We start from the raw sequence: 24,285 nt of genomic DNA, 5'->3' as shown, positions 1-24,285 counted from the left end.
CTCAACCAAGCCGGGCGAGATGCTCGGAAATGCGGGCACAGGCGGCACTGGCCGGAATGCCGGCGCGCGCGTGCTGGAGGCGAAGATGGGGAAGCGCGTGGAATAGGGCACAGAAAGCGGCGCAGAAAGCGGCGCGGAAACATGCGCGAACAGGCGCCGCCGTGTGACGGGACGCCAGATTGAACGACTGATCGTGCTGGAAGCGTGACATGCCTGTACCGTATTCGAACCACCATCGGCGCGCCGCAACAAGCGGAACACCGACCACATGAAACATCTGATTCTACACGAACAGCTTGTCAAATCAATACACGCCTGGGGACCATCTGCGCCAGATCAGCGCTTCTGTGGTAAGTCCGTTTTTTTCTGCGGTTTATTGCGCATCCACCCTGTTGCTGCCAAAGAAAATCCTCTTGTACATCAACGACATATCGCCTCGATTCCTCTGCAATCGCCTAAAGGTCTGATCCAGGTCGTGTCCGGAGCGGCAACTAAAGCGACGAGGCCGGTGTCATACATGGCCGCACACACCGACGCACGAGGACACGATGGGCATCTATATGCAATTACGAGAGACGTTGAAGGAAGGCGAGCACTACGCCGGGGTCATCCTCGGCAAGGAGGGGCAACCCGACCATCACCTGATCCTGCTTCCCGGCGACGTGGGCGACGTCAGCTGGCCGGGCGCGCTCGACTGGGCGGGCTCGCAAGGCGGGGAACTGCCGAACCGGCGCGAACTGTCGCTGCTTTTCGCCAACCTGCGCGAGCAATTCTCCCGCGAATGGTACTGGTCGTCCGAGCCGCACGAGACACGCGCCCAGCTGGTCTGGGGCGAGAACTTCGCAAGCGGCATCCAGACGGTCTACGGGCGGCCCTTTCGCGGCCACGCGCGGGCCGTCCGGCGGGTGCTGATCGAATAGGCGCCTCACGGCCGGCAATCGTGGTCGGCGTGGCCGGCTGGCACAGCCGGGCCGACGCCGCACCCCGGGCAAGGAGCGGGCACTGGCGGGCGTGGACGGATGCTTTCATCCGTGCCTGTCCGTGCCTGCTCATACCTGCCCTGCGTCGCCGACCGGCGACGCCGATCTGCTTCGCCGCTTTATTCCGATGCCCCGCGGGCCTCGGTCGCCGAGATGCGTTCGCCATTGTTGGCACGGCTGACCGCCAGCACGCCCGCCCCCAAGAGGGCCAGGCCGAGCATTGCGCCGATCGGGGAGCGCGGCATCCAGCGCATGGCGGCGCCGGTGACGGCGCTCGGGCTTTCGCGCTGCGGATCGGAATGGCGGCGGCGCAGCGCGCCGTTGCTCGCCGGGCCGCCGGCGTAGAGCTGCACCATTTCGCGCACGAACGGCACCATGTCCTGCGGGCCGCGGCTGGTCACCAGGTTACCGTCGCGCACCACTTCCTGGTCGAGCCAGGTCGCGCCGGCATGGACCATGTCGTCGCGCACGCCCGGCCACGAGGTCAGCGTGCGGCCCGACAGCAGGCCGGCCGAGGCCAGCACCCAGGGGCCATGGCAGAGCGTGGCGATCGGCTTGTCGAGCAGGTCGAAGGCGCGCACGAAATCGCGGGCCTCGCTCGATTGACGCAGCGCATCGGGATTCATGAAGCCGCCCGGGATCAGCAGGCCATCGTAGTCGCGGGCGCTGACTTCGTCCACGGTCCAGTCGACCGGGACCAGGTCGGCCGGCTGGTGCAGGTTCATGCCGCGGATCTTGCCCGATTTCAGGGAGACGATGTCCACCTCGGCGCCCGCCGCGCGCAGCGCCGCCACCGGCGCCGTCAATTCCACTTTCTCGAAGCCGTCCGCAGCAAGCACGGCGATACGCTGTCCAACCAGTTTCTTCCGTCCAGTCATGGTGTCCTCCGTTGAGATATGTGCGGGGGAGTCTACCTGAACGGCCGGATTGGCCGCGTACGGTCGGGCGCGCGCGCTGCGGCGCAGCATTCGCTATTGCGGGAGTGAAAGAAAAGCCCTCCACCTTGTTGCACCCTCCACCTTCTTATTTGGCGCTGTCACCGTTAGCTATGGATGAGCAGTGAACTGTCGAGTTCATTCACGGTCCAACCCGCATCGCCATCGATACGGGTCAATCATGAAAGCGCCTCGCTTTACGAAGTGGTTTGCGGCCTTGCCCGCACTGAACGGGCCCCAGCGGCTGCGCGTTCTCGACGCCTTGCGACCGGCTGCCGGGCTGCACCAGGTGCTCGCGCTGATCGCACAAGTCAGGTCGGCCGGACGCTGCTGCCCCCATTGCCGGTGTGAACGCTGGCACCGGCATGGCCACGCCAACGACCTGCAGCGCTACCGCTGCCGCGCGTGCCGGCGTACTTTCAATGATTTGACCGGCACGCCATTGGCAGGTTTGCGGCTGCGTGGAAAATGGCTAGATTATCTCGATGCGCTGCGGGCATCGCGCCCGGTGCGGGCGGCGGCCGACGGCGTCAAGGTACACCGTAACACCGCTTTCCGCTGGCGTCACCGCTTCCTGGACCGGGTGAAGGCGGACCGTCCGGCCCGACTGAACGGTATCGCCGAGGCCGACGAAATGTTCATCCTGGAATCCCAGAAAGGTTCGCGCACGCTCGATCGGCCGGCGCGCAAGCGGGGTGGCGCGGCCAGCAGGCGCGGCATTTCACGCGAACTCGACTGCATTCTCGTGGCGCGTGACCGCAACAAGCAGACTATCGATGCCGTCACCGGCCGCGGCCCGGTCAGCAAGATCCAGCTCGAGCGCCACCTGCTGCCCTTCCTGGACAGGGACGTCTTGCTTGTGACGGACGCGAACGCGGCCTATCGTGTTTTCGCCCGTGCCCACGGTATTGCGCACCAGGCCGTCAATCTCAGCGCCGGCGAGCGTGTCCGGCCAGGCCCAAGGGGCGCCATCCACGTACAGAACGTGAACGCCTATCACCAGCGCTTGCGGGCATGGCTGGCGCCTTTCCATGGTGTCGCGTCGCGCTACTTGCCGAACTACCTGGGATGGCGCCGGATGCTCGATGGCGGGAAGATCACTTCTGCCGATCAATTGTTCCGGCTTGCCATCGGACTCATCCACAGCGAACGGTGACAGCGCCTCTTATTTCACCGGCACGTTGGCGCGGCCGACCGGCTCCTCGACGTTGGCCAGGAACCAGGCGGTCGCTGTCATGACGGCGACGTGGCGCCGCAGGTTGTCCGGGTCGACCTTGTCCAGGGTGTCGGCGGCGGTATGGTGGTAGTCGAAATAGGTCGAGGTGTCGAGCAGCGGCGCGAAGCTCGGCACGCCGGCGCGCTCCAGGCCCGACAGGTCGCCGGTCGCGAGCGCATCCTGGCGCTGGAACACGCCGGCGCCGATCGGCTGCAGTGCCGCCTGCAGCGGCGCGAACAGTTTCGCCGAGGCCGCCGGTACGCTGGCGCGCAGGCCGAACGGGCGCCCTGCCCCGTTGTCGCTCTCGATCGCACCGATGTGCTTGCCGGCGTTCGCCTGCTGGGCTTCCAGGTAGGTGCGCGCGCCGCGGGTGCCGTTCTCCTCGTTCATCCAGGCGATCATGCGGATCGTGCGGCGCGGCCGGTAGTCGAGTTTCTTCAGGGTGTCGAACACCGCCATCGCGCTGGCCACGCCGGCCGCGTCGTCGTGGGCGCCGGTCGCCAGGTCCCAGGAATCGAGGTGGCCGGAAACGATCACGACTTCGTCCGGCTTGTCGGTACCCGGCAGGTCGGCGATCACGTTGTAGCTGTCGGCGTCGGGCAGGATCTGCGGCGTCAGCACCAGGCGCATGCTCAGGGGGCCACGCTTGGCCAGGCGGCTCATCAGCATGGCGTCCTCGACCGTGACGGCCGCCGCCGGGATGCGGGCGCCGTCCTGCAGGCCCGAGTTGCCGGTATGCGGCAGGCGGTAGTTGGCGCCGCCGACCGAGCGCACCAGCGCCGCCGCCGCGCCTATCTCGGCCGCCAGGCGCGGACCGTTGACGCGGTAGGTCGAACCCTGTCCATAGGCCTGGCCGGCCAGGCCGCGCTCGGCCATGTGCTGGTCGAAGGGCACGTCGAACAGGACGATGCGGCCCTTGACCTCGGCCGCGCGCGCCTTCAGCTCGTCGAAGCTGGAGACCACGATCACCTCGGCCTTGATGCCGTCGGCCGGGGTCGCGCCCGAGCCGCCGAGCGCGCTGAGCACCACGCGCTGGGTGATGCCGCTTGGCCTGCCGCGGTACTCGACCAGCTCGCCTTTTTCCTCGCCGCGCACCCAGTGCGGCACCTTGACCGGCTGCAAGGTCACCCTGGCGCCGAGTTTACGCATTGCATCGGCGACCTGGTTGACGGCCGCCGCCGCGCCCGCCGAGCCCGACAGGCGCGGGCCGATCAGGTCGGTCATGTCCGCCGTGCGTTCCCACGCGTAATCGCTCGCCATCGCGGTGTCGCGGATCTTGCCCAGGGCGGCCGGATGGTTGCCGGGACTGGCGGCCTGGGCCGAGACAGCGAGCAGGGACGCGGCCAGCAGGCCGAGGGCGGGAATGCGGATGCGGCGGTTCATGCGTTAATTCCTTCGGTCACGTTTTCGAGACACGCAGGTTAGCGCATGTGGCAACTTTTCGCTGTCTTTACGCAGGCACCAGGCGCACCAGGGTGATTTCGGATGGCGCACCGAAACGCTTGGGCGGTCCCCAGTAGCCGGTGCCGCGGCTGGTGTAGACCCACAGCGCGCGCACCCGGTGCAGGCCGGCGACGAAAGGCTGCTGCAGCGGCACGAACAGGTTCCACGGGAAGAACTGCCCGCCATGGGTATGGCCCGACAATTGCAGGTCGAAGCCGGCCTCGGCGGCGGCAGGCGCGCTGCGCGGCTGGTGCGCCAGCAGGATCCTGACGTCGACCTCCTGCGCGCCGGCGGCGGCCAGCTGCGGGTCGCTGCGGTGGCTGGGCACGAAGTGGTGGGCGGTGAAGTCCGGCACCCCGGCGATCATCAGCTTCGCCTTGCCGCGCTCGCGCACCACGTGCTGGTTCAGCAGCACGGTCAGGCCCAGGCGGCGCAGCTCGGCGATCCACTCCTCGGCGCCCGAGTAATACTCGTGGTTGCCGGTCACGAAGAAGGTGCCGTCGGGCGCCGACAGCCGCGCCAGCGGCTGGGTATGCAGGGCCAGGCGCTGCACGCTGCCGTCGACCAGGTCGCCGGTGACCGCGATCGCATCGGCTTTCAGGGCATTCACGCGGTTGACGATCGCGTTCAGGTAGGGCCGGCGGATGGTCGGGCCGACGTGGATGTCCGAGATCTGCGCGATCGAATAGCCGTGCAGCTCGTCCGGCAGGCCGGCGATCGGCACGTCGACCTTCTTCACCCGGGCCAGGCGGCGTGCATTCACGAAGCCGATCACGGTGACCGCCAGCGCCAGCAGCGGCACCCCGACCGCGCTCCAGTGACTGAAGCCGGGATCGCCGAATCCGGCCAGCCGCAGCACCAGCAGGACGATATCGCGCAGGAAGGTCAGCACGATCAGCGAGGAGAACAGCCCCATCGACAGCAGGCCCAGCCAGGCCAGCCGTTCCGACCAGCGGCGCCGGCGCAGCGAGGAAGAGAGCAGCCCGAGCGGCACCAATGCCGTCGACAGCCCCAGCAGCACGATGCCCACCAGCATGCCGCCCAGGCCGAGCCCCATGTCGGGCATCAGGCGCGCGCCGATATAGACGTGCAGGAGGATGAGCAGGGCCAGGACGGTGAACAGGTTGCGGCGGGGAGCTGACATGGATTGCGCAATGAATAGACAGGATCTGGATTAGATGGGGCGGGCGCGGCGGTCTGCAAGGCCAGGCACTCGCCTTGTCAAAAGAATGTTACGGGACCAGCACGACTTGTAAAAGTCTGTATTAGTCGATGAGAAGCCCGGCGGGCCGAACTATAGTGAGTCCATGCCCGGCATTACTGCGATCATTCCGATCCATGCCAGGGAAAAAGGAAAAGCCATGTTGAACAAAAAATGCTTTGGTGCGGTGATCCTGGCCGCGGTTGCCGTCTCGCCCTCGGCATTCGCTGGCGACCGCGGCACCAATACGGCGGTCGGCGCGGTGCTCGGCGCAGCAATTGGCGGCAGTGCGGGCGGCGGCACCGGCGCCCTGGTCGGCGGCGTCCTCGGCGCGGCGGTCGGCAACTCGATCAGCACCCGCGACGATCGCCGCGGCTATTACGACAACCGCGGCGGCCGCGGCTACGGTTCGGTCCACTACGGCCCGGCCCCGGTATACGCCCAGCCGCGTCCGGTCTACTACGAGGCGCCGCGTTACTACCGGCCGCCAACCGTGGTCTACACCGAACCGCGTCACCGCCACAACGACCGCGGCTGGGACCGCGACCATGACCGGCGCGACTGGGGCCGCGACCATGACCGCGGCGGCCGCGGCTGGGACCGCGACGGCCGCCGCTGATCCAGGCTGCATCGCGCAATCCGCACTTCGGAAAGCCGCGTCGTCGACGCGGCTTTTTTTCGTCCCTGCGCTGGGCGGAACAGCTTGCTGCACCGTTACCGGCATGTAACGGCTCCGCGCCGTTGTCGCGGCTCGACGGGAAGGCACCCGACTGACTGGCCCTCGACGATCACCACGTGGGCGGAAAAGCTCCGCCCATCCTAGTTTCCCCTTCCCTCCGCTAGGCCTGGACGGCGGCGCCTGCCGCTTCGACGGAGGGATGCATGTACGACAGCGGCGACATCGTGACACTCGCGCACGGCCAGTACCGGCTGTGCGAACAGCTGGCCGGCTCGGCCTATGGCCTGGTCTGGCGCGCCGAGGCCGCAAGCGGCGGTGCGGTCGCGCTCAAGCTGGTCAACCGCGAACAGATGGAGCGTGCGCCGCTCGATGTGCGCGCGCGCTGGCGCGAATGCGCGGCGCGCGAGATCGGCTTCCTTTCCAGCCTCGCGCCCTGGGACGCGCGCCACATCGTGCGCCTGCTCGACCATGGCGAGCACGCAGGCCTGCCGGCGCTGGCGCTGGAACTGCTCGACGGCGACCTGGCGAGCTACATGGCGGAGCAGAACGGCGCCGGCCGCCGTATCGGCCTGGTGCGCTCGCTGGCCTGGCTGGGCCAGGTCAACGCGGCCCTGGCCAAGGTCCACCAGCACGGCTGGCGCTACCTCGACCTGAAGCCGGGCAACCTGCTGGTCGATGCCGGCGCCGGCACCGTCAAGCTGGCCGACTTCGGCACCAACCGCAGCCTGGTCGACGCCGGCCTGCACTCCTATCTCGGCACCGCCAGCTGGCAGGCGCCGGAACAGTTCTTCCCCCTCGATTCCGCGCACGCATCCGCCGGCTACCTGACCGATGCGCGCAGCGACTACTTCGCGCTGGGCGCGATTCTCTTCTACCTGGTCACCGATGGCGCCACGCTACGCTACCACGGCGCCTGCGCCCAGGCCTACCGCGAGCACGGCGCCCAGGCCGGCGCCCGGCTGCGCGCCGCCTGGAACGGCGCCCTGCCGCCGCTGCTGGCCGAGGACGAGGCCGCGCACTTCCTGGACTGCGCGCACGCCGCGGACGGCCCCGGCCGGCCGGCGGCGGCGCTGGCGTTGCTGCGCGCCCTGCTGGCCGCGCGTCCCCAGGACCGCCCGCGCCACGCGCTCGAGATCAGCCGCCTGATCGCCGCCGCCCAGGGTGATCCGGCGTTGGCGCGGAGGGCCGCATGATGAGGAACATGCGGGGCCATATGACGGGCTGCATCGTGGGCACCGGCCGATCCGGCGGATCCAGCAGCGCCGGCAGCTTCGGCGGCTTCGGTATCCGCACGCTGGCCACGGCCGCGCTGCTGCTCCTGTGCGCGCTGCAGGCGCTGGCCCTGCTGCGCATGGCGCCGGCCTTCAGTCCCGCCCAGGTCACGCTCCGGCTGGCGCCCGGCGCCGCCATCGAACTGGGCCGCGCGGAACTGGCGGCGCCCCAGGCCGAACCGCGCCACCTGCGCCTGCGCCGCGACACGGCCGGGCGCTGGTGGATCGCCAGCGCCGGCGGCATGCAGGGCTTCGGCGTCGAGCGCCTGGGCGCGCGCAGCCGCAGCGGCACGCTGGCGCTGTCCCCTGGCCAGCGCTTCGCGCTCGGCGCCGTGGCCTATACCGTGGAGCGGGCCGGCGGCGGCGCACTGCGTTTCAGCGACGCCCGGCAGCGCTGGGACTACGACGGTGCCGTCCTGCGCCGCGACGACGAGCCGCTGGCGGCCTGCCCGCAAGCCGCGCTGGGCGCCCGGCTGGCGCACGCCTGGAACCGCTGGATGCCGGCCTTCCTCGGCTTCCGGCGCCCCTTGCGCTTGGGCGGCAACCTGTCCTGCGCGACCACGATCGGCAACCCCGACCTCGGGCCCGGCAGCGCCGGCATCGACTTCGCCGACGGCGTGCCGGTCCTGCACGCTGCCACCGGCGCGCAGCGCACGCCGCTGCTGGCCGCGTTCGACGGCGTGCCGGTCGACCTGGCGCTGCGCGAGCAGGCGCTCGACGGCGCCGACGCCCTGACGGTCGGCCGCACGCGGATGCTGGTCGGGATCGACGGCGACCTGCTGCGCCTGCGCCCGGTCAGCCGCGTGGCCCTGTTTCCCGAGGCACGCACCGAACTGCCCGAGGCCGTGCACTGGCAGTGGGAAGCACGCCGGCCCTGGCTGCTTCCCGCCTGGCTGCCCTGGGCGGCCGGCATCGCCCTGTGCTGCGGCCTGCTCGCCGCGCTCGGCGCCTGGCGCACGGCGTACCGGCGCCAGCCGCGGCAGGCGGCGCGCCTGGGCGCCGGCTTCGCGCTCGCCCTGCTCGGGCTGGCGATGCTGGTGTTCCAGCGTGCCGGCCAGGCGCCCGGCGCCTTCTGGACCCTGCTGCCGGCCTGGGCCGCGTTCTGGTATGCCCTCGCGCCGCGCCGCCCGAACGCGGTGCTGGCCAGCGGCGTGCTGCTGCTGGCAGCGGGCCTGCTGCTGCAGCTGGAACTGGGCGCGGCGGCCGCCGACACGTCCTGGATGCGCCACTTCCAGAAGACCGCCGCCGCCACCACGCTCGGGTTGGGGCTGGCGGGGCTGGCGTCGCTGTACCGGGGGCGTGCGCTCGCACAGGCCCGGGTCGAGTGGCTGCTGCTGGCCCTGGCCGGCTGTGCGGTGCTGGCCCTGCTGGCCCAGGTCGGCTGGGGCGACGAGACCGGCGTGTTCGACCTGCAGCCGGTCGAATTCGCCAAGCTCGCGCTGACCCTGCTCGCGGCGCACTGCATCGCCCTCGGTCTGGGTGCCGCAGAGTCGCGCCAGGGCGCCCTGCTGCGCTGGCTGCGCCTGGCATCGCCGGCGCTGCTGTTCGTGCTGCTGCTGGCGGTGGCGCTGGTCCAGGTCGACGATTACTCGCCCCTGATCCTGCTGCTGGTCTGGGGCGGCGGCATGCTGCTGGCCTGGTCGCTGGCCGCGCGGCGCCGCGGCGTCAGCCTGGCCCTGCTGCTGCTCGGCTGCGGCGCGGTGGCCGCCATCGCCCTGCTGCGCGGCACGAGTCCCGCCGATATCGCGCACTGGAATTTCTACGGCGAGCGCTTCCTGGTCTGGCTCGACCCAGGCACCCATCCGCACACCGGCCAGCAACTGCTGCTGGGCGCGCACGCGATCGCCCAGGGCGGCTGGCTCGGCGCCGACGGCGTGTTCGGCCTGGCGGCGCTGGGGCAAGGCGCAGGCGATGCGCTGGCGATTCCCGCGGTCCAGGACGACTTTGCGCCCGCGTTCTTCCTGAACCGCCACGGCCTGGCCGCGGCGCTCGGCCTGTGGACGCTGCAGGCACTGTTCCTGTGCGCCCTGCTGCACATGGCGCTGCGCGCCTGGCGCGCGGCAGGCACGGCGCGCGACTTCCGCCACGCCTGGCGCGCCCGCCTGCGCTGCTTCGTGCTGATCGGCGGCGCGGCCTTCGTCGCCGGCCACTTCCTGCTGTCCTGGGGCACGAATCTCGCGTTCTTCCCGATCATGGGCCAGCCGATGAGCTTCCTGTCGGCGGGCGGCTCGCACCTCCTGTTTTTCATCTTCCCCCTGCTAGCGTTCGGCGCCGCGGATGCCCAATCTTTAGAGGAGAGTTAATCATGCCGGTCTATGTCCAACACGAATCCCTAGGCAAGGTGAGCGATGTCTTCGATGCCGAAGCGCTGTGGCAGGCGCCCGGCCTGGCGCTGTTCGCACGCCGCCCGCTGCTGCGCGACCTGCTCGAACGCGCGCCGCGCGAGCAGCGCGGCCGCGCCGCCACCCGCTGTTTCTCGCACGTGACCCTGGTGCTGCCCCAGGACGAGGTCGACGACGACCGCCACCTGACCCGCGGCGCGCGCGTGCGCGACCTGGCGCAAACCCTGCAGTCGCTGCACCAGAAGGACTTCGGCGACCTGCTCGGCGCCGACGAGGTGCGCTACCACGTGGTCGGCTCCGAGCAGCTCGAAGCGGGCCAGGTCGAAGTCAAGTTCGGCCATGCGCTCTACCTGCCGGCGCCCGGCGAACAGCTGCTGTACTCGGTCAGCGTGTCGCGCGACAGCGCTATCTGGGAAACCGTGTGCCCGGTCTATCCGGGCCAGCGCCTCACCGTCCTCGGCCACGACGCGGCGAGCAGTACCCACGCCGTGCCGGGCTGGCCCTTCGCGCTGGACGGCGCCATCCTCCTGATCAACGACGGCCCGGACGCGCCGATGGAAGTGCAGGTGCGGCCGAAAGACGCCTTCGAGTGCAGCTTCGACGCCGCCGGCGGCTACTACGCCATCCGCTCCCGGCGCGGCGACGCGTCGGGCAGCACCGCGCGCCTGCTGCTGAGAATCACGCGCCAGGGCGCGGCGACGGCGCCCGCACAGCATGTCGCACCGGCGCCGATTTCGGCTCCAGCTCTGGCTCCAGCTCCGGCTCCAGCTCCGGCGCCGCACCAGCCGAGCGCCGCCCCGGCGCCAGGCCGCGCCCCCGCCGTCTGGAAATCGCGCGCACGCACGCTGGACGATGCCGAGCTGACCGCCACGCCCGCCCTGTCGCGCGCCCGTCCCCAGAGCGCGAGCGAGGCGACCTTCGCCCCGGTGGCGCGCCAGCGCGTGAGCCTGGCCGCGCTGGCCCTGCCGCGCATGAGCCGCTACCGCGAGACCGGCGCCCGCCTGCTCGAATTCGCACTGGACCGCCAGCTCGCGGTCGGCGCGCCCGGCGCCGAGAGCCTGATCGGCTTCGCGGTCGACGAGGCCGACGAGGTGTACGCGGTCGGCGCCGGCGGCCGCCAGCGCATCGCCGTGCCGAACCGCTTCGCGCCGCTGGACGGCGTCGAGCTGCGCGTGCTGGCGCCCGCCAGCGAGCTGGCGGACCGCTACAGCGCCCTAGTCTGCCTGCCGCAGGCGCCCGCGCTGCCGGTGCCCGGCGGCGCGCGCATCGCGTTCGGACGCGGCACGCCGGCCCTGGCCGCGCTGCGCGTGTTCGAGGCCGCCAGCCTGAGCGGCGCCGACGGCGCGGATGCCGGCAGCCCCGACCGGCTCGGCCTGTCGCGCAATGCCTTCAGCTTCGAGGCCGGACCCGAGGGTTGGCGCGTGGGGCGCCTGTCGCCGACCCAGGCCCTGTACCACCTCGACGAGCGGCTCGGCTTTGTCGCAACGCTCGACGGCGCCACGCCCGAGGCGCCCTACCTGGTCCCGGCCGGGCAGCACCTGGTCGCCGGCCATTACGTGCTGCGCGTGCTGCGGATCGAGGTCTGAACGGCATGTCGGACGCCTTCATCGTCCTGGCCTGCTACGGCGCCGCACTCGTGCTGACGCTGGCGCTGGCCGCCTGGCTGACGCCGCGCACCTGGTGGCGCCGGCCGAACGCGCGCGCCCTCGCCGTGCTGGTGGCCGGCACCGGCGCCATCGGCACGGCATTCTGGTGGGGGACGGCGCCGGCGGCCATCGCCCAGCCGCCGCTGGCCGCGCAGCCTGATGCCCCGCGTGCGGGCGTCAGCTACCGTGTGGCCGACGCGCTGAACCTGCGCGCGGCGGCCGGCGTCGACGCCGCGCGCCTGGCGGTCCTGCCGCCCGGCGCCGTCGTCACCGCGACCGGCGCCCAGGACGGCGACTGGTGGGAAGTCAAGGCCGAGAGCGGCGCCGCGCTCCACACAGGCTGGGCCAGCAGCCTGTGGCTACGCCGCGCGGACGAGCCCAGGCGCTGATGCGGGACTTACATCGGCGTATAGCGCATCGGGTTGAAGTACAGGCCCTTCACGCACTGCGTCGGCGCGATGCGCACGAAGCCGAAGGCCTCGTAGACCGGCACCGCATAGTTCGAGGAATTGACCGTGAAACTGCCCGGCCCGCCGCGCACGATCGCCGCACGGCGCGCGACGTTCCACAACTGGCGCGCCAGGCCGCGGCCGTGCCAGCGCTTGTCGACGAACAGGTGGAACAGGTGGCTGTCGGTGCGCACCGCGACGAAACCGGCCAGCGCGGCGCCGTCCTGCGCCACATGGTAGACGTGGCCGCCCTGGACGTAGGCGCGCAGCCCCGCCTCGTCGTTCTCGCGCAAGAAGGTCGCGGCTCCCTCCGGCGTGGATTCGTGGACGATGAATTCGATGGCGCAATCGCGCAGCAGGCGGGCGCAGGCAGGGAGATCGGCTTCTTCGAGCGGTCGGATCAGCATGACGGGTGCGGGACTTTGCCAAAGCCCTAAGTTACCATAGTTACCATGGTTGCCACACCATGAGCAGCTTGCAGCGGGCCCCTCGGCCCCTCGATCAACCTCTTTGCCTGGACGGGACACGCGGCATGTTCGAAGGACTCGATTTCGGCCCCGGCCTCGACGTCGCGGCGCGCAGCAGCATCGGCGCCGGCGCGCTGCAGCGCGCCGAGAACCAGGACAACTGCGTCCTCGTCGATGCGCACGGCAATGGCGCCTGGCTGGTCGACGGCGCGCCGCGACACACCCGGATTCCCGGCTGGCCGCCCGGTCACGTGCGCCTGGCCGTCCTCGACGGCATGGGCGGCCACGGCCACGGGCGCGAAGCGGCCGAAGCCGCCGCCGCCGGCCTGCTCGCGATCCCGGCCTGTACCGACGTCGCCAGCCTCTCGCAGCACCTGGAAGCGCTGCACGGCGTCCTGCAGCGCCGCTTCGACGCCCTTGGCGAAGCCGGGCCGCGCCCCGGCACCACCTTGAGCCTGCTCGAGATCGCGCCCGGCGGCCAGGCCCTGCTGTGGCACACCGGCGATTCGCGCCTGGTCGAGGTCAGCGCCGGCCAGGTGCACCCGCTCACGGTCGACCACGTTCCCGCCACCGCCTACGCCATAAGCGGCCTGCTCGGCGAGGCCGACTGGCGGCGCCAGGTGCACGGCGAGCACTGGCCGCAGATCGCCCAGGCCTTCATCCTGGGCAATACCTTTGCCGATCCGCTGCGCCTGGACGACGGCCTGTACGCGCTCACGGGCGACAACCTGCCGCCCTGGCTGCGCGCCCTGCCCGACCGCCGCGCCCTCGCGCTGCGCCCGGGCGCGACCTACCTGCTGGCGACCGACGGCTTCTGGTCCTGCGCCGATCCGCGCGAATTCGTGGCGCGCTGGCCGCGCCTGTTCGCCCGGGGCGATGCCGCCGCCGGCATCGACGCGCTGTTCGACGAGATGGAAGCGCGCCCGCCGGTCGGCCTGCAGCCGGACAACCTGACCGCCATCGTGCTGCGCCTGCGCACACCCCGCCGCGACGAAACCGCTCTGCCGGAAAGCAATTGATTTAGAATAGGAAATAGTGCGTTAAATCAACTTTAACCCTGCCATGCGCGCGCCACGGCCGGGCCGAAACGCGTAAGCTTGCCCAGTTCCCCGAGCCCGTCCTTGCCATGAACCGTTGCGCCAATCCCGAGCATCCGCATTGCACCGTCTGGGTGATGCCAGGGGACGAGACCTGCGCGCACGGGCACCCGCAACCGACGCCCACGCCTGCCGTGGCCGAGCCTGCGACCGCAGCGCTCACGGCCCCGGCACCCCTGTCGCCCCCGATCGCTGCGCCGGCGTTGCAGCGTCCCCGCCTGCACGTCAGCGGTTTCGACCCACGCGCCGCCGGCGGGCGCCAGGTGCTCAAGCTCGAACTGCGCGGCATGCCGGCCGACTGCGCGCCCCAGGTGACGCTGCTGGCGAGCTCGCGCCTGCGCCTGCAGGGCGAGCGGCATGGTGGGCCGCTTTCTTTTACCCGCACCCTGCGCGGCGACTGGCTGCCGGCGTTCCTCGAATTTTCCTCGCGCGGCCTGGAACACGGCCAGTACCGCATCGAGCTGGAACTGCACAGCCGCGCCCGGCCGGCACGCTCCTGGCGGGCGACGCTGCTGATCCTGGTGCCGCGCCTCGACGCCAGCCTGCACGAGATCCACCAGACCTTCCTCGCCACCCACAAGAACGTGCGCGTCAGCGCCGACGACGCGTCGATCGCGCGGGTCAATGCCCGGGTCGATGCCATCCCTGGCGGCGGCCGGGTCGACATCGACGTGTCCGCCAGCAATGCCGGCATCGCCCACCTCGATCTCGATGGCCGCGGCGGCAAGATCGACCTCGGCTTTTCCAGCATCGCCTGGGACGAGGACCTGCTCGAGGTCGACCTGCCCGCGCAGGCGGTCGCCCACCCCTGCCCGGCGAGCAGCGCCTGCCTGGAATTCGCCGCGGGGTCGAACGCGGCCGACGCACCCGCGCGCCGGCTGCGTCTGTTCGCACTCGACGAATGCGTGCTCGGCCGCCACGACGGCGAGGCCGACATCCGCCTGATGCACCACCTGGACTCCGGCCCCACGCCGGATGGCCTGACGCGGCGCCTGTCGGCACGCCACGCCCTGGTCCGGCGCGGCCGCGCCGGATTCGAGATCGAGGACGTCTCGCGCTACGGCTTGCTGGTGGACGGCGCCTGGCCCGGCAAGCACGTGGACGTCCCGCTGCGCCCGGGCATGCGCATCGAACTGACGGCCAGCATTCCCGGCATCGCCGTGCTGGAAGTGACGGCGGTGCTGCCGAACGCCGTCCTGCTGCACCGCCTCGACGCCGGCATGGGGCACGAGGCCTTCTACATCCTCGATCCCGAGCGCGACGCCGCGTTCGCGCCGCGCATGGCCGCGCTCGGCCTGCCGCTGCTGTTCCACCGCGACGGCGGCTTCTGGCATGCCGACCCGGCCAGCGGGCTGGAAACGCCGCTGACGCCGGCCTCCGCCCTCGAGCGCCTGCCCGGCTGGCCGCGCGGGGCGCGCTTTTCTGCGCGGGCGTATCCCGAAGAGCGCGATGGGCAAGCGGCACCGGTAGCGAGCCCAGCTCATGGCCAGCTCACGTAGGGTGGGCGGCTCCACCCGCACCGGCGACGAACCGATGCGGTAACGCCGCCCACGCGTCCAAACCACGTTCGATCACCACGCGACGGCTGTGCGACCGCCGCCTGAACGCGTGGGCGGCGCAGCGGCCGCGGCGACGCGAACCAACAGCTGGAGCCGCCCACCCTACTAGTGTCCGAGGGGCAGCAAGACCAGGAAAATCAGTCCGATCCCGGCCAGCAGCGCCGCCTGCAGTCCGAAGACGATCAGCGGGATCCGCAGATGTTCCGGAACGTTCATGACGTGTCCTTTCGTACGGAATGAAAAACCCGTTTCGAAAGGCCTAGGCTACTCCAGGCGCTGCCGCACGGCGCACGCTAGCCCACAGGCTATCGTCCTCAGGAAAGTTCTTCCGGCTCGCCCGTCGGCAGCTCGCGCGCGACGCGAAAACCGACGATGTCGTTCGACATCACGGCCGAGAAACCGTTGCGCAGCGCCGAGCGCAGGTAGCGCGGGTTGTACAGCCAGGAGCCGCCGCGCAGGATGCGGCGCGCGCGCTCGCCGCCTTCTTCCCAGGCGCTGCCGTCGAGCGGCGCGCCTTCGTAGCTGTCGTGCATCACGTCCTGCACCCACTCCCAGACGTTGCCGTGCATGTCGTGCAGGCCCCAGGGATTCGGCGGGAATTGCGTGACCGGCGTCGTGCCGCGCCGGTATTCGCCGCGCGCGCCGCCGTTGTATGTGAAATTGCCATCGTAGTTGGCCAGGTCGGTGTGGATGCCGTCGCCGAAGCTGAAGGCAGTCTTGGTGCCGGCGCGGCAGGCGTACTCCCACTCGGCTTCGCTCGGCAAGCGGTAGCGCTGGCCGGTGGATGCCGACAACCAGGCCAGGTAGCGCTGGGCATCGCACCAGCTGACGCCGACCACCGGATGGGCGTCGGTCTGCGGAAAGCCGGGCGCCGCCCAGTCGACCTCGCCGTCCGGCTGCCAGCCGGTCGCTTCCACGAAGCGGCGCCATTCGCCGACCGTGACCGGATAGCGGCCCAGTGCGAATGGGCGCGCGATACCGACCCAATGCTGCGGCGTCTCGCGCGCCAGCCAGTTCTTCTGCGCCCCGGCCGCCATCGCGATCCGGCGCTCGTGCTCGGGCGATCCCATCTGGAAGCGCCCGGCGCGCAGCACCACCAGTTCGGGTCCTTCGGCGCTGCCGTCGAGGAAGCGGTCGCGCAGCAGGATCGGTGCGATCGCGGGTCTGGACTCGGCGGCCGGCGCGGCCGCGGCCGCATCCGCATCCGCTGCAACGGGCGCCGCCGCCTTCGTCCGCGCGCGCTCCTGCTCGGCCAGGTAGGCCGCCGCGGCCCTGGCCTGTAGCACCTTGCGCTGGGCTTCCTCCTGGGCCTGGCGCGCCTTCGCGACCTCGTCCGCCTGGCGCACGCGCAGTTGTTCGCGCAAGGCTTCGCGGCGCAGGCGCCGCGCTTCTTCAAGCTCTCGGCGTTCGCGCCGCTGGCGTTCGCGGCGCTGGCGCTCGGCCTCGGCCTGGGCCTGGGCCGCCACCGCGGCGGCGGCCTCGGCACGTGCACGTTCGCTCGGTTCGCCCGGTTCGCGTGGGGGCTGCGCCGGCGGTGGCGGTTCCGATGCCTGGTCCGCGACGGCGGATGTGGCGGCATCCACCGCCACCGTCTCCTCCACCGCGACGGCCTGCAGCACGGACGGCGCGGGCTCGATGCGCGCCGCCTCCGGTCCTGCGTCCTGGACGAGCGCCTCGGCGGCCACCGCAGCCGGGCGATCCTGGGCAGCTTCCAGCCGCGCCAGCAACGCCGGCACGCTGTCCGGCCGCAGCGCCGGGTCCCGCGCCAGCGCGCCGCACAAGACCTGCCATTGTGCATCGTCCAGCACGGCGGGCCGCGCTGCCGTCGCGGGTTCAAGCGGCGGCAGGCTTCCCGCCACCATCCGGTGGATCATCGCCGCCACCGCGTACACGTCGAGCGTGCGCGCCGGCACCAGGTCGGCCGCCAGCGTTTCCGGCGCCCGGTAACCCGGCGTGCCCGACGCGCCCGGCGCTTCGAGCGGCGAAGCGGTGCCCTTGCGTGCGCGCGCCGCGATGCCGAAGTCGAGCAGCTTGACGTCGCCGCGCTGCGTGACGAAGACGTTGGCCGGCTTGATGTCGCGGTGCACCAGGCGGTGCCGCTCCCAGGCATAGTCGAGCGCCGCGCCGACTGGCGCCAGCAGGGCCAGGGCGCGCGCCAGCGGCAGCGTGCCTTCGCGCGCCAGCAGGGCGTCGAGGTCTTCGCCCTCCAGGTGCTCCATGATCACGAAATAGCTGGACGTGGCCGGGTCCTGCGCCCAGTCGTAGACGCGCACGATGTGTTCGTGCGCCAGGCGCCGCGCACGCGTCGCTTCCTGCACCAGCAGTTTGGCGTGGCTGGCGCCCGCGGTCAGCTCCGGCGACAGGATCTTCAGCGCGACCTGGGCGCTGTGGCCCAGTTCCGCATGGGTGGCCAGGTCGGTCGCCTGCCAGACCTGGCCCATGCCGCCGTGCCCGATCAGGCGCTCCAGGCGGTAGCGCCGGTTGGCCGGGCCGACGAGCTGGCCCTGCATCAGGCCCAGCTCGGTGCCGCGCGCGGGCGCAGCGGCATCCGGCGGCAAGGCATACGCGGCATCGAGGATCGCGTTCTTGCGCTGGTCGAATTCCTGGCGGCTCAGGATGCCGTCATCGTGCAGCGCGCGCAGCTCGCGGATCTTGTCGATGGCAGTCTGCATCGCCGCTCAGTCCTGCAGGGCTGCGCCGCAACTGGCGCAGAAACGGTCGCCCGCGCGCGCCGGATGCCCCTGGACGCAGCGTTTCTCCTCGACCGCCACGCCCGCCACGGCCGCAGCGATGCTGCCCGCGACCCGGGCCTGGGCGCCGAGGGCAGCCGCGTTCACCTCGTTCTGCAGGGTGAGCAGGTCGACCTGGTGGCGCCGGTCCTTGTCGACTTCCAGGTCGCGGCGCATCCGCTCGCGCTCGGCCGCCTCCTGCGCCAGGCGCGCCGCTTCCTGCGCACTGAGCGCGCCGCCGGCGGCCACCACGCCGGCCAGCGCCGCCAGCTGGCCGGCGTCCATGGTCGCGTGCACCCTGGTCTTCATGTAGTCGGCCAGCGCCGCCGCATTCGGCGCGGCGGCCACGGCCAGCTTGGCGCTGTCGTCCAGGCGGCCGATCGCTTCGGCGCGCGCGATCTCGACGCGCGCCAGTTCCAGCGCGTGCTCCAGCTGGGCCGCGCGCTCGGCGCGCTCGTGGCCGAGGCGGCGCAGCTCCTGCTGCCACTGCGCTTCCTGCTCGGCGCGGCGCAGCGCATGCTGGCGCTCCTCGGCCATCAGCTCGACTTCCTTCGCCCGCTGCGCCTGGCGGTGCTCGGCCTCGATCGTGCGCAGCAGCTTCTCGTGTTGGGCAAGCGACTCCTGCTGGCCGCCCTCGCGCTTCAAGGCATCGATCTTCTGCTGCACGCGCTCGGCTTCCATGCTTTCGGCGCGCTGCAGTTCGCGCAGGCGCTGCTGCCCGGCCAGCGCTTCCCAGTCCTGTTCGCGCTCGAGGGCGCGGCGGCGCGCCGCATTCGCCAGCCCCAGCAGCGCCAGCTGCGCCGCTTGTTCTTCCTCGTCAAGCGCCAGGGCGCGCCGCGCGGCCAGCTCCTCGGCGGCGCGCAGGCGCGCCAGCTCCGCGCGCTGGCGCGAGGCATCCTCGATCTCCCTGGCCTGTTCGACCTTGTTGCGGATCTGCTGCAGCAGCAGTTGCTGGGACAGGCGCTGCTGCGCCAGCTGGCGCGCGCCCAGCGCTTCCTGCTGCGCCACCTCGAGCGCGCCGCGCATGCGGATATTGGCCAGGGCCTGGAGCTGCTTCCACTCGGCTTCTTCGCCGGCGCGTTCGCCGCGCTTCTTCGCAAAATCGTGTTCCAGCTCGGCCAGCACTTCGCCGGCGCCGCGCGCGATCGCCTCGCGGCGCGACTTCGCTTCCGCCACCCGCGCATACAGGTCGATCTCGCGCGCGCGGATCGCATGGGCGCGCTCGGCATTACCGAGAGTCAGCTCGGCACGGTCCAGGGCCTCGCCCTGGCGCAGCTCGAGCCGGCGCAAGCGCAGCCGGGCCTCGTGTTCCTCGCGCCGGATGCGCTGCCATTCCTGTTCGTCGTAGAGCTCGTCGAGCTGGCGCGCATGCTCCATCTGCACCCGGCGCTCGTCGGCCGCCAGCCACAGCGTGCCGATGCGCGCGCGGTTGGCGTCGAACTTGTCGTGGCGCAGGGCCAGGGTCTCGACCCCGGCCACGCCCAGGCCATAACCGGCCAGCAGCAGGCGCAGCGCGCCCTGCAGGCGCTCGTCGAACTCGGCGCGCAGTTCGCGGTTGGCGGCCATCTCGCGCAGCGATTGCGCACCGACGAATTCCGCCGCCAGCTGGCGCACCGCCGGCGCCAGGAGTTCGCGCAGCTGGGCGCTGCCCACGACCCCGGGCATGGTCATGAAGTGGCGCGCAAAGGCCGGCACGTTCTCGACGCGCAGGCTGACGGCAAAACGCGCCGCCACCACCAGGTGCTCGACCGTCTCCAGGTCGTCGAAAGCGAATTCGACCGGCAACGCGGCGGTGCGGGTGATCAAAATTTCGGCGTGCTGGTCGCGCAGCAGGTGGTTCAGGCGCGTGAAGAAGCCTTCGATCTCGTATTCGCCTTGCGGCACCTCGGTGGCCTGGTCGCCCTGCAGGATGTAGGCGCGCGCGGTGGCCGGCACGCGCAGGGTCTTCACGAACAGGCCGGACAGCGCGTTCACCCCGAAGAACACGGCCAGCTCGTCGGGTCCGGCGACCCAGCGGTTCTCGACCAGCATCGGTTTGCTGCGCGGCGCGCCGAGGGTGATCCCGCAGGCCGCGCAATAGCCGGCGCCGCCCGCATTCTTGTGCTCGCAGCGCGGGCAGCGGCTGCCGCCAAAACCGAACATCTGGACCATGATCCGACTCCATCCTCAGGTAAAACCGCCCCGGCGATTCTAGCAGCCGCGGGCATGTGGACCTTGCGCAGGCAAGGTATTCAAATGATGCCGATCCGCTCGACCAGGGCCAGGCTCGCGCCCTTCGCCCGCAGCGCATCGCGCAGGCCGGGCGGCAACCCGCCTTCCCAGGCGCGCGGCAGCAGCACGCGGTCGCCGGGCCCGGCCTCGCGTTCGATCAGCGCGCACTTCGGCCCCAGGCCTTCCACCGCCTCGACCTGGCCTGCATGCCAGGCGCGCGATGCCCCGCTGGCGATGATGCGCCCGCGCGGCACGAACTCGCGCCCGCGCGCCAGGCGGTCGGCCAGCACCAGGGCCAACTCCCAGGAGTTGCCGTGCAAATGATCCTGGCCGAAGCGCACCGTGGTGCGCCAGCGCGGACGGGCCTCGGCGTCGAAATGGCGGGCACCGGCCAGGGCCTGGCGCAGCGCCAGCTGGCCGGCGCTGTCCAGGCCGGGCGCGGCGACCGCGTCCTCGTCCGGAGGAACATCCGGGTCCAATGGATACACGCTGACCTCGACCCAGCACAGGCTGTCGTTGATGCCGCCGCTGTGCAGCGGAAACCAGGCGCGCGCGCTCGACACCGCGCCCGCCGCATCGGGCTGGCCCGACAATGCGCCCAGGTGCCGCAGCTGCTGCGCACCGCCCAGCAGCGCCTCCAGCGGCGGGTTGCGATTGTCGTGGCCGTCGATGCGTCCGCTTTGCCATTGTTCCGACCAGCCCAGCGCCAGCGGCGGCGCGCCGAACGCCAGCAGGCCGCGCACCATGCGGTCGGCCAGTACCACCGCCAGTTCCCAGTCGCGCTCGTGCGCGCCGGGGGCGCGGTCCATGCTGATCACCACCTGGTCGCGGCTGTCGTAGCGCGCTTCGGTGTGGCGGGCCAGGCGCGCCACCTGCTGCATGCGCGCCGCGATGGCGGGCGCGCCGGGCGCGCTGCACTTGACCTCGGCGCGTCCGCCGCGCGGCCGGCGCGTGGCGGTGACGGTCACCACGCTGCCGTCGGCCAGCAGGCTGCGGCAGCTGGCCGCGTCAAGCAGCTTGCCGGTACCCGCGCTCATGGCTCCTCCCCGGGCACGACCAGCTTGCGGTCCGCGAGTTCGCGTTCGAGGTTGGCGACGATGCGGTCGGCTTCGTCGAGCAGGCACGCCAGGCCTTCGTCTTCGGCGCGCTCCAGCCGCGCCAGCAGGGCCCAGGCCTCGTCCAGGGCGGCGGCCGCGCGCAGGCTGTGGCGGGCGCGCCGCACCTGCTGGTCGACGGCCAGCGGCTGGCCCGGCGCAGCCAGTGCCAATGCCGGCATGCTGGCCGCCGCCAGGCAGGCCAGGTCGAGCCGTTGCAGCAGCGCCTGCTGCTGGCGGAACAGCGCCTGCCCGCTCGGCAGCGCGGCGAGGCGCAACCGGCACATTGCGCAGGGCAGTTCGAGGAAAAGGCGGCGCAGCGCGCGCGCATCCGCGCCGGCGGGGTCGAAGGCGGCAGGCGCTGTTCCGCCAGCAGCAGGCGCCCGAGCGGCCGATATGGTCGATATGGCCGAGATGGTCGGTATGGCCGCTGCCGTCCCGATATACGGCTCGTCCGTGGCCGGCACGCGTGCGCGCAGCGCAGCCGCGTAATCGCGGCTGCCGCCCAGGTCGACCGGCACGCAGTCGTCCACTGTCAGCCCGAAGCGGGTGTAGAGCAGCTGGTTGAAGCCGGCGCGGAAGGCGTTCCACTCGTCCAGCGTGGTGCAGGGCGGCAGCTCGAGGTTGCCCTGGGCCAGTTCGCGCTGCAGCGCATCCTCGACGCGCGCGGCGAGCTCGCTCAAACGCAGTTCGCCCTCCCCTTCGCTGGCAAGGAACAGGTCGAAACGTTGCTGGGTCAGGCGCGGATCGAGGCTGTCGATGGCGAAATGCACGCGCAGGCCGATCTCGGGCGCCTGGGCGAAGGGCAGCAGGTCGCAGCCGTAAGGGCCGGGATGGAAGCACCAGCCCTGCTCGCCTTCGATCAGGCTCAGCCGCCCGCCGGCGCTGATGCGGCGCGTGTGGCCGGCGCGGTCGACCGCGAGGCCCACGGTGGACGGCGGCAGCACGCAGCCGGCGCCGATCGGCCGCGCCAGCACGTCCTGGCCCAGCCCTGCCGCGTCGAAGGCGGGCGCGCGCGCCATGCGCTTGAACAGCTCGAACATCGTCAGCCCCGCAGCACCGAAAAGGCCGCGCCCTGGCGCTGGAAGTGTTCGAACGGCGCATCCGCAAACGGCCAGGCGCCTTCGCATTCGCCGTCCGGATCCAGCCGGCCTTGCAGCACCTCGTTGCCGGCGCCGTCGAGCACGCGCAGCAGCGTCCCCTCGCGCAGCAGGCGCGCCGCGAACGGCGCCTCGGGTGCGAGTTGCAGGATCACGCGCGACCCGCCGGCGCCATCGAGGAAATGCAGGCGCCAGCAACCGTCGTCGGTGACCAGCTGCGCCAGCCGGGCGCCGCTATCGGCCGCGCGCAGCATGCCGCCGCTGGCCCGCCACTGTTCGTCATTGGCCGCGCCGCGCCGCGCCAGCGCCAGCGTGCGCAGGCGGCGCGCCGTCAGCGGCGAAGCCTGCAGCGCCGCGCGTTCGCCCGCGGTCAGCGGACGGCTGCCGTCCAGCGCGGCCAGCAGCACGTCGTCGGCCAGCACCAGGCGGTCGCCCTCCACGCGCCGGCCCAGCACCAGGCGCTCCTGCAGCCTGCGCCCGATATCGCTCGTCGTCTTCACATCATCCTCCCGTTCATGGTGCCGCCTTCGAGGCGCGCGATCGCCGCGTCGCGCCGCTTGCGCAGCGTCGGCAGCGAGACCCCGTCCAATCCGGCCAGCTGCTGCATGGTCGGCAGCGCCCCGGTGCCGGGGTCGCGCCAGGCATCGGGATAGCTGTCGTCTTCGCCGCCGAGCAGCTTCAGGTAAACCGCCAGCCGCACCGGCAGCGAGTCCTGCGCAAGCAGGCGACCGACCGGCCCGCCCGGGTCTTCTTCGGCGCGCGCCGCCTGCATGAAGCCGGGGGGCAGTGAAACCGCCGCCGCCCGCTGCGCCTGCACGGGGTCGTCCCCGGCCGGCGGCGCCCCGTCCGGCGGCGCCTCCGATGCCGCATCGGAGGCGGCATCGGAGGCGGCATCGAGTTCGTCCTGGCGCGCTTCCAGGATCAGGTCAGGCCCCGGCGTCGCGCCCTGCGCGGACTCGTCGAGCACGCGCCAGTAGTCTTCCAGCCAGGCGCCGGCGGCATCCTGGTCATGCAGCCAGTCCTGGTCGCGGTTGCTCGAGAGCGTCTCGTATTCGCCGATCTCGGCCAGCATCTCGCCGATCTTCTGCGGGCTGTTCTTCAGGCTCTCGAAGCGCTTGGAGCGGGTATGCAGCGGCCCCGGCGCACCGGTGAAGCGCTCCAGGGTCTCGCTCCAGCGCATGATCCACTCGGGACGGCAGCCGGCGATCGATCGCATCTGGCGCACCTCGATCGGGATCGTGGCCTCGACCGGCCGCCCCAGGATCGCCCCGACCTGGGCCGCGTGTTCGCGCCAGCCGGCGAACAGGCGCGCCAGCTCGCCGTAGGCGGTATCGAGCATGCGGTAGGCATAGATGCGGTTCGGGCTGCAGGGCCGGCCGCAGGCCGCCTGGTAGTTGTCGGCATCGACCTTGTCGCGCAGGACGGCGAACATGTCGTTCACCTTCTTGCGCAGCAGCGCTTCGCCGCCGCCCTGGCGCCAGAACAGCGGCGCGCGCACATGCTCGGCGGCCAGCGCCGTGCGCAAGGCCTCCCAGTCGCCCGGCCGCGCGGCCAGTTCGTAGACCAGCATCAGGGCCAGTTCGCCCACCGTGTCGCCATAGGCGTTGCCGCCGGCCTGGAAACGCAGCGTGCGTGCGGCCGCATGCAGGCGCTCGGCCAGCAGGTCGACGTACAGGGCGAGGCTCCCGGCAGATGGCGCCGGCGCGATCAGCTCGGCCGGATCGCACTGCGCGAAGACCTCCAGCGAGCAGGCGCCCAGCAGCTTGCGCACCTGTTCCCAACCAGGCTCCTGGTACCGGGTTCCCGGCAAACGCATACCTTCCTCTTGAGCGAATGGCAAATTCGTAACATGTCCGCCAGATAACG

The 24,285-nt window shown here is 71.5% G+C and carries 19 protein-coding genes; 9 read left to right on the top strand and 10 right to left on the bottom strand.

Annotated features, from left to right (window positions below; all coding sequences use genetic code 11):
- Positions 1 to 560 precede the first annotated feature (560 nt).
- Complete coding sequence (locus tag ACFOPH_RS04285) at positions 561 to 920, top strand: DUF1566 domain-containing protein (RefSeq protein ID WP_379733758.1); 360 nt, start codon at positions 561 to 563, stop codon at positions 918 to 920.
- 179 nt (positions 921 to 1,099) lie between these two features.
- On the opposite strand, the gene ACFOPH_RS04280 is transcribed toward ACFOPH_RS04285, so the two are convergent.
- Entirely contained in the window at positions 1,100 to 1,858 is a 759-nt protein-coding gene (locus ACFOPH_RS04280) for a type 1 glutamine amidotransferase domain-containing protein (protein WP_312550587.1), read from the bottom strand.
- 238 nt (positions 1,859 to 2,096) lie between these two features.
- Between ACFOPH_RS04280 and ACFOPH_RS04275 the strand changes: the two genes are divergently transcribed.
- The gene (locus ACFOPH_RS04275; RefSeq protein WP_379733756.1) at positions 2,097 to 3,071 is read left to right on the top strand and encodes an IS1595 family transposase; all 975 of its coding nucleotides are present in this window, start codon (positions 2,097 to 2,099) and stop codon (positions 3,069 to 3,071) included.
- Between the two features lie 9 nt (positions 3,072 to 3,080).
- Here the strand turns inward: ACFOPH_RS04275 and ACFOPH_RS04270 are convergent, their stop codons facing one another.
- The gene (locus ACFOPH_RS04270) at positions 3,081 to 4,514 is read right to left on the bottom strand and encodes a M20/M25/M40 family metallo-hydrolase (protein WP_379733754.1); all 1,434 of its coding nucleotides are present in this window, start codon (positions 4,512 to 4,514) and stop codon (positions 3,081 to 3,083) included.
- Positions 4,515 to 4,581: 67 nt separating this feature from the next.
- Positions 4,582 to 5,718, bottom strand: coding sequence for a metallophosphoesterase (locus ACFOPH_RS04265; RefSeq protein ID WP_312553477.1), 1,137 nt, complete (start codon positions 5,716 to 5,718; stop codon positions 4,582 to 4,584).
- 217 nt (positions 5,719 to 5,935) lie between these two features.
- Here ACFOPH_RS04265 and ACFOPH_RS04260 point away from each other — a divergent pair, with 217 nt between their 5' ends.
- From ACFOPH_RS04260 to ACFOPH_RS04240, 5 genes are all read left to right on the top strand, one after another.
- Complete coding sequence (locus tag ACFOPH_RS04260; RefSeq protein WP_312553480.1) at positions 5,936 to 6,394, top strand: glycine zipper domain-containing protein; 459 nt, start codon at positions 5,936 to 5,938, stop codon at positions 6,392 to 6,394.
- 263 nt (positions 6,395 to 6,657) lie between these two features.
- Positions 6,658 to 7,647, top strand: a complete 990-nt coding sequence (locus ACFOPH_RS04255) for a protein kinase domain-containing protein (RefSeq protein ID WP_379733751.1) — start codon at positions 6,658 to 6,660, stop codon at positions 7,645 to 7,647.
- A 20-nt stretch (positions 7,648 to 7,667) separates the two neighbouring features.
- Entirely contained in the window at positions 7,668 to 10,028 is a 2,361-nt protein-coding gene (locus tag ACFOPH_RS04250; protein WP_379733749.1) for an FtsW/RodA/SpoVE family cell cycle protein, read from the top strand.
- A gap of 2 nt (positions 10,029 to 10,030) precedes the next feature.
- On the top strand, positions 10,031 to 11,653 hold the full coding sequence (locus ACFOPH_RS04245) for a hypothetical protein (protein ID WP_379733747.1): 1,623 nt from the start codon (positions 10,031 to 10,033) through the stop codon (positions 11,651 to 11,653).
- Between the two features lie 5 nt (positions 11,654 to 11,658).
- Complete coding sequence (locus ACFOPH_RS04240) at positions 11,659 to 12,102, top strand: SH3 domain-containing protein (protein ID WP_379733745.1); 444 nt, start codon at positions 11,659 to 11,661, stop codon at positions 12,100 to 12,102.
- An 8-nt stretch (positions 12,103 to 12,110) separates the two neighbouring features.
- Here ACFOPH_RS04240 and ACFOPH_RS04235 read toward each other — a convergent pair whose 3' ends face one another.
- A complete protein-coding gene (locus ACFOPH_RS04235; RefSeq protein ID WP_379733743.1) occupies positions 12,111 to 12,569 on the bottom strand; it encodes a GNAT family N-acetyltransferase in 459 nt (152 codons plus the stop codon).
- A gap of 125 nt (positions 12,570 to 12,694) precedes the next feature.
- Between ACFOPH_RS04235 and ACFOPH_RS04230 the strand changes: the two genes are divergently transcribed.
- Positions 12,695 to 13,648, top strand: coding sequence for a PP2C family protein-serine/threonine phosphatase (locus ACFOPH_RS04230; RefSeq protein WP_379733741.1), 954 nt, complete (start codon positions 12,695 to 12,697; stop codon positions 13,646 to 13,648).
- Positions 13,649 to 13,755: 107 nt separating this feature from the next.
- Positions 13,756 to 15,225 (top strand): FHA domain-containing protein, encoded by a 1,470-nt coding sequence (locus ACFOPH_RS04225; RefSeq protein WP_379733739.1) that lies wholly within the window; start codon positions 13,756 to 13,758, stop codon positions 15,223 to 15,225.
- Between the two features lie 374 nt (positions 15,226 to 15,599).
- On the opposite strand, the gene ACFOPH_RS04220 is transcribed toward ACFOPH_RS04225, so the two are convergent.
- The 6 genes from ACFOPH_RS04220 to ACFOPH_RS04195 form a co-directional block, all read right to left on the bottom strand.
- On the bottom strand, positions 15,600 to 17,957 hold the full coding sequence (locus ACFOPH_RS04220) for an SUMF1/EgtB/PvdO family nonheme iron enzyme (RefSeq protein ID WP_379733737.1): 2,358 nt from the start codon (positions 17,955 to 17,957) through the stop codon (positions 15,600 to 15,602).
- A gap of 6 nt (positions 17,958 to 17,963) precedes the next feature.
- Positions 17,964 to 20,165, bottom strand: coding sequence for a hypothetical protein (locus tag ACFOPH_RS04215; RefSeq protein WP_379733735.1), 2,202 nt, complete (start codon positions 20,163 to 20,165; stop codon positions 17,964 to 17,966).
- 80 nt (positions 20,166 to 20,245) lie between these two features.
- On the bottom strand, positions 20,246 to 21,262 hold the full coding sequence (locus tag ACFOPH_RS04210) for a hypothetical protein (RefSeq protein WP_312554273.1): 1,017 nt from the start codon (positions 21,260 to 21,262) through the stop codon (positions 20,246 to 20,248).
- The gene (locus ACFOPH_RS04205) at positions 21,259 to 22,362 is read right to left on the bottom strand and encodes a hypothetical protein (RefSeq protein ID WP_379733733.1); all 1,104 of its coding nucleotides are present in this window, start codon (positions 22,360 to 22,362) and stop codon (positions 21,259 to 21,261) included. Before ACFOPH_RS04205 ends, ACFOPH_RS04210 begins: the two co-directional genes overlap by 4 nt.
- Positions 22,363 to 22,364: 2 nt before the next feature.
- On the bottom strand, positions 22,365 to 22,919 hold the full coding sequence (locus tag ACFOPH_RS04200; RefSeq protein ID WP_379733731.1) for a hypothetical protein: 555 nt from the start codon (positions 22,917 to 22,919) through the stop codon (positions 22,365 to 22,367).
- Positions 22,916 to 24,235: a hypothetical protein gene (locus tag ACFOPH_RS04195; RefSeq protein WP_379733729.1), complete on the bottom strand. Its 1,320-nt coding sequence runs from the start codon at positions 24,233 to 24,235 to the stop codon at positions 22,916 to 22,918. Before ACFOPH_RS04195 ends, ACFOPH_RS04200 begins: the two co-directional genes overlap by 4 nt.
- Positions 24,236 to 24,285 lie beyond the last annotated feature (50 nt).

It is taken from the genome of Massilia haematophila (genome assembly GCF_042647645.1).
GTDB lineage: Bacteria > Pseudomonadota > Gammaproteobacteria > Burkholderiales > Burkholderiaceae_D > Telluria > Telluria haematophila.
The sequence above is the reverse complement of the archived record's forward strand: the minus strand, read 5'-3'. Positions and strand labels throughout refer to the sequence as shown.